A 17,807-nucleotide genomic window follows, 5' to 3' on the forward strand; every position below is an offset into this window, starting at 1 on the left:
GGGAGCTGATCGGCGAGCCGGGGAGCTGAGCCGGCCCGCCGATCAGCCCGTCAGAGAGCCCCTCAGCAGGCTGTCGCCGGAGTGGCGGGTGTTGTTGTCGTACTGCTCGGCGGAGACGTCGACCACCGAGTAGCTCTTGAGGTCGACATTCGGGGGCAGGGGTAGCAGCGCGTCCGAGCCGCCACCAAGGGTGCCGACCGAGAACATCTCCATCGTCGTCGGATTGATGAGCCAGACCTCGTAGTACCCCGCGACGCTCGGGAGATTCGCCACCTGCAGATGTAGTTGGCCGTCCTTCAGAACCCGGGCGTCACCCTTGGCCGTCGGCGGGGTCGACCCGTACGCCGCCAGCGGCGCGCTCGCCACCACCACCGGCGGCGGGGTGGGCGTCGGATCGTCCGGTCGGAGCACCGAGACGGTGCCCACGACGCCGACCGCCGCGGCGGCGGCCGCGGTCACCGCGGTGGCCACCCAACCGGACCAGCCGCGACCTCGGCGGGATTGCCGCGCCGGGTCCAGTCGGGTCACCGTCGACTCGGCCGCCGCGCCGAAGGTCTGCTCGGCCGTCGTTGTCTCGGCCTGCTCGGCGGTCGTGGGGTCGGCCTGCTCGGGCACCCGGTGTCGACGGGTCTCGGTCAGCAACGGCCCGGCCTCCGCGGCCCTGACCTGGGCTTCGATGCCCTGCCAGACGTGCTCCGGCGGGTCGGGCAGGTCAGCCAGGCCCTGCGTCTCGGTGCCGAGCCCCGCCACCTGTCGAAGGCTCGCGACCTCCGCGCGGCAGAGCGCGCAGGTGCCGAGGTGGGTGCTCTCCCCGTCGTCCGCCTCGCTCTCACCGAGTGCCAGAAATACCAGCCGGTCGTGGTCCAGGTGCTGCACCGTCCACCTCCCATCTGCGTTTCAAGCTCGCCATGCCGCGTCGGATGTGACTCTTCACGGTGCCCAACGGCACGCCGGTCACAGTGGCTATCTGCTGGTGTGTCAGGTCGTCGTAGAAGGCCAGCTCCAGCATTCGTCGCTGGTCGTCCGGGAGACGAGCCAGCTCGTCGGCGATCACCAACCGGTCCACCACGCGGTCCGGGTCCGGTTGGGTCTGCGCCGGCTCGGGCAGCTGTCGGACCGTCTCCACCACCCGGCTCTCCCGGGCCGAGGCGCGCATCCGGTCGATCACCTTCCGCCGGCCGATGCCGAGCAACCAACCGATCAGCGACCCCTTGGCCGGGTCGAACGTGTCGCGACCCAGCCAGGCGGCGACGAACGTCGCCTGGGTGACGTCCTCGGCGTCGCTGCGGTTCGCCAGCATGGACGTGGCCAGGTGGAGCACGGCACGACCGTAGCGGTCGTACGCCTCGCGGAGCGCCACGTCGTCGCCGTCGCGGAACCTGCGGTCGAGGTCGTCCACCGGAGGGTCCGGTTCCTGTCGTAGCGCCGTCATCGGGCGGCTCGCCTTCGATGGGGCATGCCCGACTGTAGCTGCCACAGTCCCCGCCCCACTTCCCCGGTCGATGTCATCTCACCAGCTCTTCGTCTCCCGACCCCGTTCCGGATGCGGTCGGGGCCGGAAAAGAAAAGTGCCTGCGGCGCGCATCCACCCGTCCGACAGCCGGCGTAACCCGTTCTGCAAGCCAGGCCTGACGAATCAGCACCAAATATCAGGAGGCAGACATGCAGCTCTCGTACTTCCGTCGGGTCGCCGCGGGCGGCGCGGTCGCCGCGCTGGCCTTCGCCGGCGTCGGCGCCCTCACCGCCGGCCCCGCGTACGCCGCCACGTCGAAGGTCTCCATCGTGCACGGCATCCCGGACACCCCGGTCGACGTCTACGTCAACGGCAAGAAGACGCTGGACAACTTCAAGCCCGGCGACGTCGCCGGCCCGCTGAACCTGGAGGAGGGCGACTACGACATCGCGCTCACCAAGCCGGGCGAGCCGATCGGCAGCGCGATCCTCACTGTCGACGACGCAGCGGTGCCGGGCGGTGCGAACATCAGCATCGCGGCCCACCTCGACGCCACCGGCCAGCCGAAGATCACCCCGTTCGTGAACGACGTCTCGAAGGTCGACGCCGGCAAGGCGCGGCTGATCGTCCGGCACACCGCCGCTGCCCCGGCGGTCGACGTGCGCGCCGGTGGCACCCCGGTCTTCGAGGACCTCACCAACCCGAACGAGGCCAAGGGCGACGTCGACGCGGGCGAGGTGAAGGCGGACGTGGTGCTGGCCGGCACCGACACCGTGGCCATCGGCCCGGCGGATCTCAACCTCAAGGAGGGCACCGCCACGATCGTCTACGCGATCGGCTCCGCCGAGGGCAAGACCCTCGACGTGGTGGCCCAGACCATCACCGGCCTGCACTCCGCACCGGGCGGCGTGCCCAGCGGTGACGGCGGCCAGGCCGGCACGGGCGTGGACACCTGGTGGTACGTGCTCACCGGTGCCGGCGTACTCCTGCTGCTTGGTGGTGGGGTGCGGATGGCGACCGCGCGGACGGGCCGCACGTGACGGTGCGCAATCGCGGCGCGCTGGCGGCCCTGGCCGCCGGCGTTGCCGCGCTCACCGCCGCCGCCCTGGTGGCGTGCGCCAACCAGCCGGCCGGGACGGTGGGGGCCGAGGAGGCGAGCACGCTGGCCAGCCCCGCACCGACCGCCGCCAGTGCCCCGTCTGTGCCGGTCACCGCTGGTGAACTGCCCGCCGGCCCGAAGATCATCCCGCCGGTGCGGCTGCTGATCCCGGCGATCGGCGTCACCGCCACCGTCAACGCGGTCGGCATCAACGAGCGGACCAACGAGTTCGAGGTGCCGCCGAGCGTCGACCAGATCGGCTGGTACCGGTACGGCCCCGGCCTGGAGGCGGAGGTCGGCTCGGTCGTCATCGCCGGTCACGTGGACAGCGCCAAGCAGGGCAAGGGGGCGTTCTTCCGGCTGCGTGAGCTGGACCAGGGCGACACGTTGACAGCGACCGGCAGCGACGGCGAGGCGCGGCGCTACCGGGTCGTCGCCCGGGAGGAGTACGCCAAGACCAAGATCCCACTGGACCGGTACTTCGCCCGCGACGGCAAGCCGCGGCTGACCCTGATCACCTGTGGTGGGCCGTTCGACGCCAAGGCGCGCAGGTACCGCGACAACATCGTCGTCACCGCGGTGCCCGCCTGACCGGGTCCACGCGCATCGGGCCGGGGTGGAGTTCCGCCCCGGCCCGATGCGCGCAGTCCCCTCCGGCATCCGGTCCCCAAGGTGTCGGCCGTACGCTGAACGGCGATGGCTTACCTGGATCACGCGGCGACGACTCCCATGCTCGATGAGGCACTGGAGGCGTACGTCGCTACCGCCCGCGAGGTCGGCAACGCGTCCTCCCTGCACGCGGCGGGCCGCCGTGCCCGCCGCCGGGTCGAAGAGTCACGCGAACAGGTGGCCGCGGTGTTGGGCGCCCGGCCCTCTGAGGTGATCTTCACCGGTGGTGGCACGGAGAGCGACAACCTCGCGGTCAAGGGCATCTTCTGGGCCCGCCGATCAGCCCGGCCCGACCGCCGCCGGGTGGTCTCCAGCGCCGTCGAGCACCACGCGGTGCTGGACGCCGTCGACTGGCTGTCCCAGCACGAGGGCGCCGAGGTCGGCTGGCTGCCGGTGGACGCCGTCGGTCGGCTCGACCCGCAGACCCTGCGCGCCGAGTTGGCCGCGCACGCCGACCAGGTGGCAGTGGTCACCGCCATGTGGGCGAACAACGAGGTGGGCACCGTCCAGCCGGTGGCCGAGTTGGCCGCCGTCGCCGCCGAGCACGGTGTGCCCTTCCACACCGACGCCATCCAGGCGGTCGGTCAGGTGCCCGTCGACTTCGGCGCCAGCGGGGTCGCCGCGCTGACCGTCACCGGGCACAAGTTGGGCGGCCCGACCGGGGTGGGCGCGTTGCTGCTCGCCCGGGACGTGCCGGCCACGCCGCTGCTGCACGGCGGCGGCCAGGAACGCGACATCCGCTCCGGCACCCTGGACACCGCCGGCATCGTCGCCTTCGCGGTCGCCGTGGAGACGGCAGTGAAGGGCCAGCAGGAGTACGCGGCCCGGGTGGCCGCGCTCCGCGACGACCTGATCGAGCGGGTCCGCCAGGCGGTGCCCGAGGTGATCTACAACGGTGACCCGACCGATCGGCTGCCCGGCAACGCGCACTTCTCCTTCCCCGGCTGCGAGGGTGACGCGCTGCTGCTCCTGCTCGACGCGCAGGGGATCGCCTGCTCGACCGGCTCCGCCTGCTCGGCCGGCGTGGCCCAGCCCTCGCACGTGCTGCTGGCGATGGGTGCCGACGACGACCGCGCCCGCTCCTCGCTGCGCTTCACCCTGGGGCACACCAGCACCCAGGCCGACATCGACGCCCTCATCGCGGCCCTGCCGGCAGCTGTCGACCGAGCCCGTCGGGCCGCCGCCCTCCGCACCCCCCGCTGACCCGGGCCCAACCCCCGCGATCTTGCGCTTTCGGTTGGCCTTTCGCGCCTTGCGTGGCATATGTCGGCGCAGAAACTGCAAGATCGCGAAGGTTCGTGGGCGGGGCGGGCACGGGTTCAGGGGGTTCTCGGGGCTGGTGGATAGGGTTGTGGTGGGGACGGGGAAGGGGAGTGGGTCGGTGAGGGTTCTGGCGGCGATGTCGGGTGGGGTTGACTCGGCGGTGGCGGCGGCGCGAGCGGTGGCGGCCGGGTACGACGTGACAGGCGTGCACCTGGCGCTGGCCCGCAACCCACAGACCTATCGGACCGGCGCGCGCGGTTGCTGCACCCTGGAGGATTCCCGGGACGCCCGGCGGGCGGCCGACGTGATCGGCATCCCGTTCTACGTGTGGGATATGGCCGACCGCTTCCACGAGGACGTGGTCGACGACTTCGTCGCCGAGTACGCCGCCGGTCGTACGCCGAATCCCTGCCTGCGCTGCAACGAGAAGATCAAGTTCGCGGCGGTTCTGGACCGGGCGGTGGCCCTCGGCTTCGACGCGGTGGTGACCGGGCACCACGCCCGCCTCGGCGCGGACGGGCTGCTGCGGCGCAGTGTCGACCTGGCCAAGGACCAGTCGTACGTGCTCGCCGTGCTCACCCGTGAGCAGCTCGACCGGTCGATCTTCCCGCTCGGTGACTCGACCAAGGCGCAGGTCCGCGCCGAGGCCGCCGAGCGTGGCCTGGCCGTGGCCGACAAGCCGGACTCACACGACATCTGCTTCATCGCCGACGGCGACACCCGCGGCTTCCTGGCCGGCCGGCTCGGTGAGGCGCCCGGCGAGGTGGTGGACGCCTCCACCGGCGCGGTGGTCGGCAGTCACAGCGGCGCGTACGCGTACACGGTGGGGCAGCGACGCGGGCTGCACCTGGACCGGCCCGCCCCGGACGGCCGGCCACGCTACGTGCTCTCCATCACGCCGAAGACCAACACGGTGACTGTGGGCCCGGCCGAGGCCCTGGACGTGTCCGACGTGCACGCCGTACGTCCGGTCTGGACCGGCGGCGCCCGTCCGGACGCCCCGGTCGAGTGCGAGGTGCAGTTGCGCGCGCACGGCGACGTGGTGCCGGCGACAGTTGCCCTCGACGGTGACCGGCTGCACGCCGAGCTGCGCCGACCGGTACGCGGCGTCGCCGCCGGTCAGGCCGTGGTGGCGTACCGACCGGACCCGGCCGGCGACGTGGTCCTCGGCTCCGCGACCATCACCGGCTGACCGCACGGCCCGGGTGTTCGCGGGATAGCCTTCGCCCGTGACAGATCAGGCGTGGCCCTGGCCGGCCGGCGCGGCAACCGGAATTGGTTCGCTGCTCGGCACCGACATCGGCGAGGCTCAGCGGGTGGTCCTCGGTGAGCTTCCCGAGCTGCCCCACCTGCCCGAGTTGCCGGCCCGTGGCCCCGGAGCGGACATGATCGGCCGGTCCGCCGGGCTGCTCGTCGAGCTGCCCGTCGAGGTGTACGCGGGGCGGTGGCGGGTCGCCCCACGCCCGGGCCGCGACCTGCGCCGGGCCCGCGACCTGATGGAACGCGACCTGGACCAGCTCGCCGAGCAGGCCGAGGGGTACGCCGGGCCGATCAAGGTGCAGGCCGCCGGCCCGCTCACGCTGGCCGCCTCCCTGGAGTTGCCGATCGGTGGCCGAATGCTGCGCGATCCCGGCGCGGTCCGCGACCTGACCGGCTCCCTCGCCGAAGGGCTGCGCGCGCACGTCGCGGCGGTCGCCCGCCGACTGCCCCAGGCATCGGTGCTGCTGCAACTGGACGAGCCGTCACTGCCGACAGTGCTGGCCGGGCGGGTGCCGACCGAGAGCGGTCTGGGCGCGTACCGGGCGGTCGACTCGGTGGACGCCGCCGCGCTGCTGCGCACCGTCGTCGAGGCGGTCGGCGTGCCGACCCTGGTGCACTGCTGCGCCCCGGAGGTGCCGCTGGAGCTGATCCGCTCCACCGGCGCCGTCGCTGTCGCCCTCGACCTGGACCTGGTCACCAAGCTCGACCCGCTGGGCGAGGCGATCGACGCCGGCCTCGGGTTGCTGGCCGGGGTCGCGCCGACCCGGCCGCCGTCGGCCGGTGGCGCGCCGACCTCCGCGCAGATCGCCGATCGGGTACGCCAGGTCTGGGACCGCCTCGGCTTCCCTCGTCGCCAACTCGCCGAGCAGGTGGTGGTCACCCCGGCCTGCGGCCTCGCCGGCGCCACCCCGGAGTACGCGCGGGCGGTGCTCGCCGCGTGCCGGGACGCCGGCCGGCGCCTCGCCGAGGACTGAGGTTTCCTGTCGTACCCGGTGGGCAGGATGACGGTCATGATTGGACAGCTGCGTTCAGTGGTGATCGACTGCCCGGATCCGCGGGCGTTGGCGGCGTTCTACGCCGAGATGCTCGGCGTGCCGCTCGCCGAGGGCGACTCCGATGACGACTGGGTGGTGCTGGGCGGCCCGCCCGGTCACCAGCCACGCCTCGCCTTTCAACAGGCGCTCAACCTGCGCCCACCGGCCTGGCCGGATCCTGAGCGCCCACAGCAGTTCCACCTCGACGTGACGGTGGACGACATCGAGGCCGCCGAGAAGGCGGTGCTCGCGCTGGGTGCACGGCGGCTGCCAGGTGAGGGTGAGGGCTTCCGGGTCTACGCCGATCCGGCCGGCCACCCGTTCTGCCTCTGCTGGGACTGACCCGGCCGTGGGTTGCGGCGGCCAGGCATCATGGCCGCCGTGATCCACACCCCTGCGCTTCGCGCCTCCGGTTCGCTCTTCGGCCTCGCCTACGGTGACGCGTTGGGCAAGCCGACCGAGTTCCTGACCGTCGCCGAGATCGAGCGCCGGTACGGCCCGACCGGTCCACGGGAGCTGTCCGGCGAGCCGGCACTGGTCACCGACGACACCCAGATGGCACTGGCGGTGGGTTGGGCGCTGCACGAGGCGCCGTCGTTCACGCCGGAGGCGGTGGAGCCACTGCTGCGGCGACGCTTCCTGGCCTGGGCGGTCAGCCCGGACAACAACCGCGCCCCGGGCATGACCTGCCTGCGCGCCTGCGCCGAGCTGAGCCGTGGGGTGCGCTGGCAGGAGGCGACGGTGGTCGGCTCGAAGGGCTGTGGGGCGAACATGCGGGCCACCCCGGTCGGGTTGCTCGACGTGGACCTCGACACGCTCGCCGGGTTGGCCCAGTTGCAGGCCGGGCTGACCCACGGCCACCCGACCGGGCTGGCCGCCAGCGAACTCACCGCGTACGCGGTCTTCGTGCTGCGTGCGGGCGTTCCGCTGCCCGACCTTCCCGCGGTGCTCACCGAGCGGGCCCTGTCCCAGCGCCGGCTCTACTCCGAGCGGTGGCTGGGTGACCTCTGGCAGCGCGCCGGTTCCGGTTCTCCGCAGGAGTTCATCGTCCAGGGCTGGGACGAGTGCCTGGCGGTGCTGGGCCGACTGACCAGAACCCTGGCGCAACCCGACGACGGTGGTGACCCGTGTCGGGCCACCGGGGAGGGCTGGGTGGCCGAGGAGGCGCTGGCCACCGCGCTGCTCTGCGCCGTACGGCACGCCGACGACCCGGTCGCGGCGCTGGCCCGGGGCGCGACCACCGCCGGCGACTCCGACTCGATCGCCGCCCTGGCCGGCGCGTTCGTGGGCGCGGCCGTCGGCATGACCGCCTGGCCGCGCGAATGGGCCAACCGCATCGAGTACGCGGACCAGTTGGCCACGCTCGGCGCGATCTGGGACTGATCCGGCCCGGCTCGGCTCGGGTTTCTGTAGACCGGGGCATCCGGGAGCTCAGGACACCGCGACTTTCAGGAACCCGAGTGGATCATGACCGATGAGCGGCCACGAGGGGTGGTCAGGAGGTGGGGAGGTGGCGCAGGCTGCGGACCTTCCGCCACAGGTCGGCGTCGCAGCGGCCGGCGTGGTCGGCGAAGGCGCCCGAGCTGAGTCGGATCGGCTCGGTGAGGCTGAGGTAACTGTCGTGCTCCGCGCCCGGGTCCCAGTCCCGGGTGGGAATCCGCACGTGGTCGTCCCGGTCGCTCTTGTCCTGGCTGGTGATCTTCAGGACGTCGGCGCCCCGGGAGTCGGCGCGCAGCACCAGGCACGGACGCACCTTCGACCCGCTGCCGTCGGCGTACGGCACGTCGGCCCACCAGATCTCGCCGGGCGCCGGGGCGTCGCCGTGCCGGTCGGTGTCGCGCGAGCGGGGTTTGGTGGACGGCCGTTCGGCGCCACGGGGCCGCGGCGGGGTGGAACGACGGCCACCGGTGCCGCCCCGACCCGGCCTGGTACCCGGACGCCGGTTGGCCACCCGGTGCCGCCAACTGTTCCACGCCCAGCCGGTGGCCACGGCCAGCAGGATCGCCACCGCCCAGAGCAGTGCCTCGGGCATCAGTACCTCCGCGTCCCGGCGACCCGCCGGTCGCGCCGTCCGGCGATCCTTGCACGCCGCCGCCGGTGCCGCTCGCCAACCACACCGCAGCCGCCTCGCCGCCCCGAGCCACCCCACCGTCACCCTCGATCACTTGATGCTGAGTAGCACCGTTGGGTCGGCGGCCCGGTTGGTGGCCGAAGGACCCGCCGCGCCGATCTTGCACTTTCGGTCGCCGTTATGCGCGTAATTCCACCTAATGTCGCGACAGGAAACGCAAGATCGCGGAGGAGGGCGGTCCGGCTTCGTCGATCATGGACTTGTGGTGCCTGTTTTGGCGCGATTGAGGCGCTTTGTCGCCCACCACTACTCCACGATCGGCGGGGCAGGGCGGGGTTGACGAAGAGTCACTCTGTCTGACGCGCCGGTGTCGAGCTACCCAGCATCAAGTGATCAAGGCAGGCGGGTGAGGGCGGGGTCGCTTCGGGCGCGGGCGGGCGGCGGATTGTCCCACCGGCCCGATACGGTGCCGGAGTAGCGTGATCAGGGAGGTCGCAGGCGTGTCCGAAGGTGGCGGTGTGTCCGAGGAACAGATCGGTCAGCAGGTCAGCCCGGCGCAGGAGGCGGCGGCCGGGGCTGAGCCGACGCCGCAGGCCCGGGAACGGCATGCCGTGCTCAGTCAGGAGTTGACCGAACACCAGTACCGCTACTACGTGCTGGACGCGCCGACCATCCCCGACGCCGATTTCGACAGGCAGTTGCGCGAGCTGGAGGCACTGGAGGAGGAGTTTCCGGCGCTGCGCACGCCCGACTCGCCGACCCAGCGGGTGGGTGGCACGTTCTCCACCGACTTCACAGCGGTCACCCACGCCGAACGGATGTTCTCGCTCGACAACGCCTTCGCCGACGAGGAATTGGCGGCCTGGGCCGAGCGGGTCGAACGGGACGCGGGCGGCCCGGTGCCCTACCTGTGCGAGCTGAAGGTCGACGGGCTGGCGATCAACCTGACCTACGAGAACGGCCGGCTGGTCCGGGCCGCCACCCGAGGCGACGGGCGTACCGGTGAGGACGTCACGGCGAACGTGCGCAGCATCCGGGACGTGCCCAGCCAGCTCGTCCCGTCCGCCGAATTCCCGGACGTTCCCGAGTTGGTGGAGGTCCGAGGCGAGATCTACTTCCCGATCGCCGCGTTCGCCGATCTCAACGCGGGTCTGGTCGAGCAGGGCAAGGCTCCCTTCGCCAACCCCCGCAACGCAGCCGCCGGCAGCCTGCGACAGAAGGATCCACGGGTCACCGCCACCCGGCCGCTGCGCCTGGTGGTGCACGGCATCGGCGCCCGCCGTGGGTTCCAGCCCACGGCGCAGTCCGAGTCGTACGCCGCACTGAAGTCGTGGGGGTTGCCGACCAGCGACCGGTGGCGGGTCGTCCCGGACCTGGCCGGCGTGGCGGAGTTCATCGCCTACTACGCCGAGCACCGGCACGACGTCGAGCATGAGATCGACGGCGTGGTGGTCAAGGTCGATCCGGTCTCCATCCAGGGCCGGCTCGGGTCGACCAGTCGTGCCCCGCGCTGGGCGATCGCCTTCAAGTACCCGCCGGAGGAGGTCACCACGAAGCTGCTCGACATCGAGGTCGGTGTCGGACGCACCGGGAGGGTCACCCCGTTCGCGGTGCTGGAGCCGGTGCACGTGGCGGGCTCGACGGTCGCCCAGGCCACTCTGCACAACGCCCGCGAGGTGAAACGCAAGGGCGTGTTGATCGGCGACACGGTGGTGTTGCGCAAAGCGGGCGATGTGATCCCCGAGGTGCTCGGCCCGGTGGTCGACCTGCGTCCCGCTGACGCGCGCCCGTTCGTGATGCCCACCACCTGTCCGTCCTGCGGCACGCCACTCGCCCCTGCCAAGGAGAGCGATGTCGACATCCGCTGCCCCAACGCGCGGACCTGCCCGGGGCAGATCCGCGAGCGGGTCTTCTACCTGGCGAGCCGCAAGGTGCTCGACATTGAGGCGCTCGGTATGAAGAGTGCCGCCGCGCTGCTGGACGGGCAGATCATCACCAACGAGGGCGACCTCTTCCAACTCGACGCCGAGCAGTTGTCCCGGTCGCCCTTCTTCGTCAACAAGGACGGCAGCCTGGGCAGCAACGCCACCAAGTTGCTGGACAATCTCGCGGTCGCCCGGGAACGGGACCTGTGGCGGGTGCTGGTGGCGCTCTCCATCCGGCACGTCGGCCCGACCGCGGCCCAGGCGCTCGCCCGGCACTTCCGCTCGATGGACGCCATCGACGCGGCCACCGAGGAGGAACTGTCCTCCGTCGACGGGGTCGGGCCGACCATCGCTGCCAGCATCCGGGAGTGGTTCGCTGTGGACTGGCACCGCGAGGTGGTCCGCAAGTGGGCCGAGGCCGGCGTACGGATGGCCGAGGAGGCGGTCGACGAGGGGCCTCGCCCGTTGGAGGGGTTGACGGTGGTGGTGACCGGCACCCTTGCCGGCTATTCGCGTGACCAGGCCGCCGAGGCCGTGCAGAGCCGGGGCGGCAAGGTCAGCGGGTCGGTCTCCAAGAAGACGAGCTTCGTGGTGGTGGGGGACAACCCCGGGTCGAAGGCCGACAAGGCCGCCAGTCTCAAGGTGCCGGTGCTCGACGAGGACGGGTTCCGGCTCCTGCTGGACGCGGGCCCGGACGCCGCCCGGGAGGTCGCTCAGCTCGGCGGTTGACCCCGCCGACAGCTTCCGCGGCGACTGGCCGCGTATACCAACTTAATTACGACTACGACCGATTCGTGACTGTCATACCGGGAAACTGGGGGCCGAGGGCGTTTCATTGGGTCACGGCGCGCGCACCGGCACGCCGATGGTCGGTCGGGAGGTGTGGTGGAGGTCGCCGACCCACGCAACTCGCTGCCTGCGGGACGGGTCGCACCGTTCGCCGCCTTCGTCGCCGGCATCCTGGCGGTCGCCGCGCTGACCGCCGCCGTTCCACTCGCGACGCTCCCCGGCGAGTTGTCCGAGTTGCCGGTGGCGTTCTGGACGATGGCCGCGCTCGCCGTGGTCTGCGACGCGCGCCCGTTCGTGCCACCGGGGCGCCGGCAGACGTCGGCGGTCTTCCCGTCCACCTGCTTCACCTTCGCGATCCTGCTCGGCTGGGGTCTCGGCCCGGCTGTGGTGGTGCAGGCGGTGGGTGTCGTCGTCTCGGGTTGGCGGATGCGGCACGCCGCGTGGCGCACGGCGTTCAACGTCGGCCAGTACGCGTGCGCCCTCGCCGCCGCGTACGGGGTGATCCAGCTCGGCTCGGGCACCATCTTCTCCGGTGGGCGGTTGCACTGGACCGACGTGGCCGCCGTCGGCGGTGCCGCGCTGGCCTGGTTCGTCGTCAACTACGGGCTGGTCAGCTGGGCGGTGCGGCTGCGGTTCGGGGACCGTTGGTGGCCCACCGTCCGCCAGGGCCTCGGCTTCGAGTTGCTCTCCACCGGCTCACTGCTGCTGCTCGCCCCGGTGCTGGTCGCGGCGGCGCGGGTCAGCGCCGCACTGATCCCGCTGGTGCTGGTGCCGCTCTTCGCCGTCTACCGGATGGCACGGTTGACAAACGAACAGCAGCACCTTGCCGCCGCCGACCCGCTGACCGGGCTGCCCAACCGCAAGGCCCTGCTGGCCGAGGTGGCCGAACAGGTGCACCTGCATGCCGAGCGGACCGCCCGTGGTGAACCCGACGGGCAGCTCGCGCTCCTGCTGATCGACCTGGACCGTTTCAAGAACGTCAACGACGCCCTCGGGCACGCCGTGGGCGACCGGCTCCTGGTCGAGGTCAGCGCCCGGCTCACCGACATGCAGCCCCGGCCACAGATGATCGCCCGGCTGGGCGGTGACGAGTTCGCCATCGTGATGACCGGGCTGACCGACGTCGGTCAGGCGCGGGAGTTGGCCGACCGGGTGGTCCAGGCGCTGGCCGAGCCGGTGCCGCTCGACGGGTTGCCGTTGGACGTGGGCGGGTCGATCGGGATCGCCCTCTTCCCGGAGCACGGCGAGGACTTCGCCACTCTGATGCGCCACGCCGACGTCGCGATGTACGACGCCAAACACCGCAACGACACGGTGGCCGTGTACGCCCCGGAGTCCGACCACAACTCCGCCGAGCGACTCGGTCTCCTCGCCGACCTGCGCCGCGTACTGGAGGCCAGCCCCTCGACCGAGGGGCCGTTCGAGGCCGACGCCGACGCCGAGTCGGCAGTGCAGGGCCAGGGCGAGGGTGCGGCGCCGGACGGGAACGGCCGGCACGGCGTGCCGAGCCACGCCGAGCGGACGGCCGACGTACCCCTTGTCGCGTCGGGGGAGGTGCGCGGCGGTGACGGGGCGGCGCTGCCCACCGGCGCCCCGGCCGAGAGCGCGCTGCCCACCGCGGCGTCGGACCGGTCCGCAGCAGCGGCGGGCCCGGCGTCGGCGGTCGCCACAGCACGGCCGGGACCTGCCCGGTGGTGGGCACGCCGTCGGCGCGCCGACGCCGAGCTGGTGCACTCCGATGAGCTGATCAACCGGATCGCCACCGGAGCCGACCCGATCCGGGGCCGCAACACCCGTGCCACTGTCGCCGGCACCCGTTCCGGCCCGGTCCGGGAGCGGCGCGCCGGCGGCGGGATCGGTGGGCGGTCCCCGAACGGGAGCGCGGTGGGCAAGGGGCGCAGCGGGGCTCGGCGGGACGTCGGGCCGGGTACGCCTGGGCAGCCACTCGAACCGACCGGGTGGGCCCACGCGGACGACGAGCCGGCCGACGACGCCGGGGAAATCACCATGTACTACCAGCCGCAGATCGCCATCGCGACCGGCGAGGTGGTCGGCGTGGAGGCACTGCTGCGGTGGCGGCACCCCCGGCGGGGCATGGTCGACCCGGAGGAACTCATCCGGGTCGCCGAGCAGAGCGCCGTGATGCGACTGCTCACCCGTCGTGTCGTCGACGACGTGGTGGAGCAGCTCGCCAGGTGGTCGGCGGCCGGCATCGGCCTGCGTGCCGCGCTGAACGTGAGCGTGCGTGACCTGCACACCGGCGAGATCGCCGACCAGATCGCCGACCGGCTGGCCCGCCACGGGGTTCCGGCCGAGCGGCTTCAGGTCGAGATCACCGAGGGCGCGTTGATGGCCGATCCGCGTCGGGTGCTGGCCACCATCTCCCGGCTGCACCGGATCGGGGTGGCCATCGCGTTGGACGACTTCGGCACCGGCTACTCCTCGCTCCAGCACCTACGCCGACTGCCGCTGGCGGAGGTGAAGGTGGACCGGTCGTTCGTCCTCGGCATGGCCGACGACGCCGACGACGCGGCGATCGTCCGGTCGATGATCGAGCTGGCCGGCGCGCTGGGGCTGCGGGTGGTGGCCGAGGGTGTCGAGGACGAGCGGACCTGGCGGATGCTGCACGCCGCCGGCTGCGACGCCGCTCAGGGCTGGTTCTACGCCCGGCCGATGCCGGCCGAGGAGTTGGTCACCTGGCTGGCCCGGTACCGGCCGGTCCGCCCGACCGGCGGGCACCCGCAGCCGGATGTCGCTCGCCGTCCCACCCGCTGACCCGGCACGAGGGTCGCTGGAGGGGGAGTCGGGGACGCGGCACCCGAGCGGAACAATAGACTCGCTCCGGTCACCGCGTGTCACGCTCCACCTGTCGCGCGGCCGGCACACCGCCCGACCAGCAGGAATTCAGAAGGGGGCACGGATGGCCGCCATCTCCCGCGAGGAGGTCGCGCACCTGGCGCGCCTGTCGCGGCTCGCCGTCACCGAGGAGGAGCTGGACACGTTCGCCGGCCAGCTCGACGTGATCCTCCAGGCGGTCGCCCAGGTCGGCGAGGTCGCCGCCGCGGACATCCCGCCGACCTCGCACTCGGTGCCGCTGACCAACATCTTCCGCGAGGACGTCGTCACGCCGTGCCTGACCCCGGAGGAAGCGCTGTCGGGCGCGCCCGACGCCGAGGACCAGCGGTTCCGCGTACCGCGGATCCTGACCGAGGATGTGGCCTCATGAGCGAGCTGACCGGCAAGAGCGATCTGACCAGAATGACCGCGACGGAGATCGCGAGCCTGGTCGCCGGAGGCGAGACCTCCGCCGTCGAGGTGACCCAGGCGCACCTGGATCGGATCGCCGCGGTCGACGACCGGGTGCACGCCTTCCTGCACGTCGACACCGAGGGCGCGCTCGCCGCGGCCCGCGCGGTGGACGAGCGCCGGGCCGCCGGCGAGGAGCTGGGCCCGCTCGCGGGTGTGCCGGTCGCGGTCAAGGACGTGCTCGCCACCCGGGGTGTACCGACCACCGTGGGGTCGAAGATCCTGGAGGGCTGGCGCCCGCCGTACGACGCGACGATCGTGCAGCGGCTGCGGGAGGCCGGCACCGTGATGCTCGGCAAGACCAACATGGACGAGTTCGCGATGGGCTCCTCCACCGAATACTCGGCGTACGGCCCGACGCACAACCCGTGGGACCTGAGCCGGATCCCGGGTGGTTCGGGTGGTGGCAGCGCCGCCGCGCTGGCCGCGTACGAGGCGCCGCTGGCGATCGGCTCGGACACCGGCGGCTCGATCCGTCAGCCCGGCGCGGTCACCGGCACCGTGGGCGCCAAGCCCACCTACGGCGGCACCTCCCGTTACGGGCTGGTGGCCTTCTCCTCGTCGCTCGACACCCCCGGCCCGTGTGCCCGTACGGTGCTCGACGCGGCCCTGCTGCACCAGGTGATCGGCGGGCACGACCCGCGCGACTCCACCTCGATTCCGCAGCCGGTGCCGGACGTGGTGGCGGCGGCGAAGCTCGGCGCTACCGGTGACCTGACCGGTGTGCGGCTCGGCATCGTGAGCGAGTTCGTGGGCGAGGGCGCCGAGCCGGGTGTGATGGCCGCGTTCCGTGAGTCGGTGGACGCGCTGACCAAGATGGGTGCCGAGGTCGTCGAGGTGTCCTGCCCGACGTTCGCGTACGCCCTGCCGGCGTACTACCTGATCGCCCCGAGCGAGTGCTCCTCCAACCTGGCCCGGTTCGACGGTGTCCGGTTCGGCCTGCGGGTCGGCGACGACGGCAACCGGTCGTTGGAGGAGGTCATGTCGCTGACCCGGGAGGCCGGCTTCGGCCCTGAGGTCAAGCGCCGCATCATGATCGGCACGTACGCGCTGTCGTCGGGTTACTACGACGCGTACTACGGGCAGGCGCAGAAGGTGCGGACGCTCATCACCCGGGACTTCACCGCCGCGTTCGAGCGGGTCGACGCGCTGATCTCGCCGACCACCCCGTCGGTGGCGTTCCCGATGGGCGCGCGGACCGCCGACCCGTACCAGATGTACCTGGCCGACCTGTACACGATTCCGACGAACCTGTACGGCGGGCCGGGCATCTCGGTGCCCTGTGGGCTCTCCGAGGGGCTGCCGGTCGGTCTGCAGGTGATGGCCCCGACGATGGCCGACGACCGGATGTACCGGGTCGCCGCCGCGTTGGAGTCCGCAGTCGGCACGTTCACCCCGCCGGCGCTCTGAGGGCGGGCGGGATGCTGACGCGGATCGAGATTGACGGGTTCAAGTCTTTCCGTGATTTCTCGTTGGACATCCCGCCCTTCCTTGTGATCATCGGCCGGAATGCGGCAGGCAAGTCGAACTTGTTCGACGCCATTCAGTTCCTCGGTCGGCTGGCCGGCGACCCGGTTCTTGAGGCCGCCCAACACATGCGTGGCGACATCGTGGATCTGTTTCACAAGCACACCGACGGATCCTCGGTCGAGGTGATGTCGTTTGCCGTGGAAGTGCTGCTCGACAGATCGGTTACCGATGCGTTTGGTGACACGGCCGAGGTCAACCACTCGCGGCTTCGCTATGAGCTGACGCTTGAACTCAGGTCGACCGGCCACAGCGGGACGCAGCGGCCGTATGTCGTCCGTGAGGCGGTTCGGAGAATCCGCCGGGCGGACGACACCTGGGTCGCCCGGTTCGACGCCGAGCAGCGTAAGCGGTTGGCGGCCTACCGCACCGGTGCCGATCCGTTGGAGACGGAGCAGGACGAGCAGAACAGGCCGGTCTTCAGCATCAGGCAGCAGGGCAATCAGGGGCGCAAGCGTCGGCTTCCTGCGACGGCTGCCACCGCCACAGTCTTGTCCAGCCTGACCACGGCCACCGACTTCCCCCTGCTGTACGCGCTCAAGCGGGAGATGCAGTCGTGGCGTCTGCTGCACCTGGATCCCAGCGCGCTCCGTGCCCCTGATTCCTACGACGACCCCGATGGCCTCGCGGCTAACGGAGGTCACCTGGCCAACACGCTGCGGCGGTTGGCGGATGAGACCGGCAGTGACGACAGGCCGGAAGGGGCGCTGAACGACCTGTCCGCTGACTTGGCCGCCGTCATCCCGGGTGTCATCCGGGTTCGCCTTGCTGAGGACGAGGCCCGCCGACAGCGGCAGGTGGAAGTGCTGACTCGGGAGGAAGCGCCGTTCTCCGCCAGGGTGGCCTCGGACGGAACCCTCCGGGCGATCGCCCTGCTGGCGGCACTTTACGATCCCAGGGGTGCCGGTCTTATCTGCTTCGAAGAGCCTGAGAACGGCATCTTCCCGCAACGGCTCGCGCAGTTCGTCAGGTACCTCCGGAACCTCGTCGATAGGGCCATCGACGCTAGAGCCGAGGGCACCGCTCTTACTCAGCTCATACTGAGCAGTCACTCGCCGGCGATCCTGCGGGCGTTGGAACCCGCCCACGCCCGGCTGCGGACCGACGCGGTCTTCATGGACGTCGTCAGTCGCGTGCAACGCGGCCAGGCCCGCAGCCGGGTCAGTCGGTGGAGGGCGATTGCGGGGGCACGGCAGCTCACGATCGAGGACGCGTTGGATGTCGGGAGTGTGGTGAGCCCGAGAGAAATCGCTGAGTTCGAGGTCATGGCGGAGTTGGACAACTGATGCGTTACCTGACCTCCGCGTTGGTCTCCGAGGGCGTCACCGATGACCAGTTTCTTCCCAGGCTGCTTGCCAGGGCGTTGACCGAGATCTGCTTGACGGAATTCGAGGACGCGGTCGAGGTCGCT

15 protein-coding genes are annotated in these 17,807 nt (G+C 71.7%); 12 read left to right on the top strand and 3 right to left on the bottom strand.

Annotation, left to right across the window (positions count from 1 at the left end; translation table 11 throughout):
• Nucleotides 1-42 precede the first annotated feature (42 nt).
• Entirely contained in the window at nucleotides 43-876 is an 834-nt protein-coding gene (locus KBX08_RS03575; protein WP_210781065.1) for an anti-sigma factor, read from the bottom strand.
• A complete protein-coding gene (locus tag KBX08_RS03580) occupies nucleotides 830-1,432 on the bottom strand; it encodes an RNA polymerase sigma factor (RefSeq protein ID WP_210781066.1) in 603 nt (200 codons plus the stop codon). The genes KBX08_RS03575 and KBX08_RS03580 overlap by 47 nt, the downstream gene beginning before the upstream one ends.
• Before the next feature lie 230 nt (nucleotides 1,433-1,662).
• On the opposite strand from KBX08_RS03580, the gene KBX08_RS03585 reads away from it, so the two are divergent.
• From KBX08_RS03585 to KBX08_RS03615, 7 genes are all read left to right on the top strand, one after another.
• Complete coding sequence (locus KBX08_RS03585) at nucleotides 1,663-2,493, top strand: DUF4397 domain-containing protein (protein WP_210781067.1); 831 nt, start codon at nucleotides 1,663-1,665, stop codon at nucleotides 2,491-2,493.
• Nucleotides 2,490-3,143: a class F sortase gene (locus KBX08_RS03590; protein WP_210781068.1), complete on the top strand. Its 654-nt coding sequence runs from the start codon at nucleotides 2,490-2,492 to the stop codon at nucleotides 3,141-3,143. Before KBX08_RS03585 ends, KBX08_RS03590 begins: the two co-directional genes overlap by 4 nt.
• 105 nt (nucleotides 3,144-3,248) lie before the next feature.
• Nucleotides 3,249-4,424, top strand: coding sequence for a cysteine desulfurase family protein (locus KBX08_RS03595; protein WP_210781069.1), 1,176 nt, complete (start codon nucleotides 3,249-3,251; stop codon nucleotides 4,422-4,424).
• Nucleotides 4,425-4,602: 178 nt separating this feature from the next.
• Nucleotides 4,603-5,676 (top strand): tRNA 2-thiouridine(34) synthase MnmA, encoded by a 1,074-nt coding sequence (gene mnmA, locus KBX08_RS03600; RefSeq protein ID WP_210781070.1) that lies wholly within the window; start codon nucleotides 4,603-4,605, stop codon nucleotides 5,674-5,676.
• Between the two features lie 37 nt (nucleotides 5,677-5,713).
• A complete protein-coding gene (locus KBX08_RS03605; RefSeq protein ID WP_210781071.1) occupies nucleotides 5,714-6,718 on the top strand; it encodes a methionine synthase in 1,005 nt (334 codons plus the stop codon).
• 36 nt (nucleotides 6,719-6,754) lie between these two features.
• The gene (locus KBX08_RS03610; RefSeq protein WP_210781072.1) at nucleotides 6,755-7,120 is read left to right on the top strand and encodes a VOC family protein; all 366 of its coding nucleotides are present in this window, start codon (nucleotides 6,755-6,757) and stop codon (nucleotides 7,118-7,120) included.
• Between the two features lie 30 nt (nucleotides 7,121-7,150).
• Entirely contained in the window at nucleotides 7,151-8,161 is a 1,011-nt protein-coding gene (locus KBX08_RS03615) for an ADP-ribosylglycohydrolase family protein (RefSeq protein ID WP_210781073.1), read from the top strand.
• A 112-nt stretch (nucleotides 8,162-8,273) separates the two neighbouring features.
• On the opposite strand, the gene KBX08_RS03620 is transcribed toward KBX08_RS03615, so the two are convergent.
• Complete coding sequence (locus tag KBX08_RS03620) at nucleotides 8,274-8,810, bottom strand: type II toxin-antitoxin system PemK/MazF family toxin (RefSeq protein ID WP_210781074.1); 537 nt, start codon at nucleotides 8,808-8,810, stop codon at nucleotides 8,274-8,276.
• 557 nt (nucleotides 8,811-9,367) lie between these two features.
• Between KBX08_RS03620 and ligA the strand changes: the two genes are divergently transcribed.
• The 5 genes from ligA to KBX08_RS03645 all read left to right on the top strand — a co-directional run bounded on the left by ligA (nucleotide 9,368) and on the right by KBX08_RS03645 (nucleotide 17,682).
• A complete protein-coding gene (ligA, locus tag KBX08_RS03625; protein ID WP_210781075.1) occupies nucleotides 9,368-11,503 on the top strand; it encodes an NAD-dependent DNA ligase LigA in 2,136 nt (711 codons plus the stop codon).
• A 156-nt stretch (nucleotides 11,504-11,659) separates the two neighbouring features.
• Nucleotides 11,660-14,338: a GGDEF domain-containing phosphodiesterase gene (locus KBX08_RS03630; protein WP_210781076.1), complete on the top strand. Its 2,679-nt coding sequence runs from the start codon at nucleotides 11,660-11,662 to the stop codon at nucleotides 14,336-14,338.
• 145 nt (nucleotides 14,339-14,483) lie between these two features.
• Entirely contained in the window at nucleotides 14,484-14,789 is a 306-nt protein-coding gene (gene gatC / locus KBX08_RS03635) for an Asp-tRNA(Asn)/Glu-tRNA(Gln) amidotransferase subunit GatC (RefSeq protein WP_091393256.1), read from the top strand.
• A complete protein-coding gene (gatA, locus tag KBX08_RS03640) occupies nucleotides 14,786-16,279 on the top strand; it encodes an Asp-tRNA(Asn)/Glu-tRNA(Gln) amidotransferase subunit GatA (RefSeq protein WP_210781077.1) in 1,494 nt (497 codons plus the stop codon). The genes gatC and gatA overlap by 4 nt, the downstream gene beginning before the upstream one ends.
• Nucleotides 16,280-16,290: 11 nt before the next feature.
• Complete coding sequence (locus KBX08_RS03645) at nucleotides 16,291-17,682, top strand: AAA family ATPase (RefSeq protein ID WP_210781078.1); 1,392 nt, start codon at nucleotides 16,291-16,293, stop codon at nucleotides 17,680-17,682.
• Nucleotides 17,683-17,807: the final 125 nt, after the last annotated feature.

Origin of the sequence: Micromonospora sp. H61 (assembly GCF_018070325.1) — a bacterium.
GTDB lineage: Bacteria > Actinomycetota > Actinomycetes > Mycobacteriales > Micromonosporaceae > Micromonospora > Micromonospora salmantinae.

What these genes read in the sequence shown, in the direction of transcription:
- KBX08_RS03620 (WP_210781074.1), bottom strand. Translation starts at nt 8,810, where the DNA reads ATGCCCGAGGCACTGCTCTGGGCGGTGGCGATCCTGCTGGCCGTGGCC.
- KBX08_RS03645 (WP_210781078.1), top strand. Translation starts at nt 16,291, where the DNA reads ATGCTGACGCGGATCGAGATTGACGGGTTCAAGTCTTTCCGTGATTTC.
- KBX08_RS03585 (WP_210781067.1), top strand. Translation starts at nt 1,663, where the DNA reads ATGCAGCTCTCGTACTTCCGTCGGGTCGCCGCGGGCGGCGCGGTCGCC.
- gatA (WP_210781077.1), top strand. Translation starts at nt 14,786, where the DNA reads ATGAGCGAGCTGACCGGCAAGAGCGATCTGACCAGAATGACCGCGACG.
- KBX08_RS03610 (WP_210781072.1), top strand. Translation starts at nt 6,755, where the DNA reads ATGATTGGACAGCTGCGTTCAGTGGTGATCGACTGCCCGGATCCGCGG.
- KBX08_RS03595 (WP_210781069.1), top strand. Translation starts at nt 3,249, where the DNA reads ATGGCTTACCTGGATCACGCGGCGACGACTCCCATGCTCGATGAGGCA.
- KBX08_RS03580 (WP_210781066.1), bottom strand. Translation starts at nt 1,432, where the DNA reads ATGACGGCGCTACGACAGGAACCGGACCCTCCGGTGGACGACCTCGAC.
- KBX08_RS03615 (WP_210781073.1), top strand. Translation starts at nt 7,151, where the DNA reads ATGGCCGCCGTGATCCACACCCCTGCGCTTCGCGCCTCCGGTTCGCTC.
- gatC (WP_091393256.1), top strand. Translation starts at nt 14,484, where the DNA reads ATGGCCGCCATCTCCCGCGAGGAGGTCGCGCACCTGGCGCGCCTGTCG.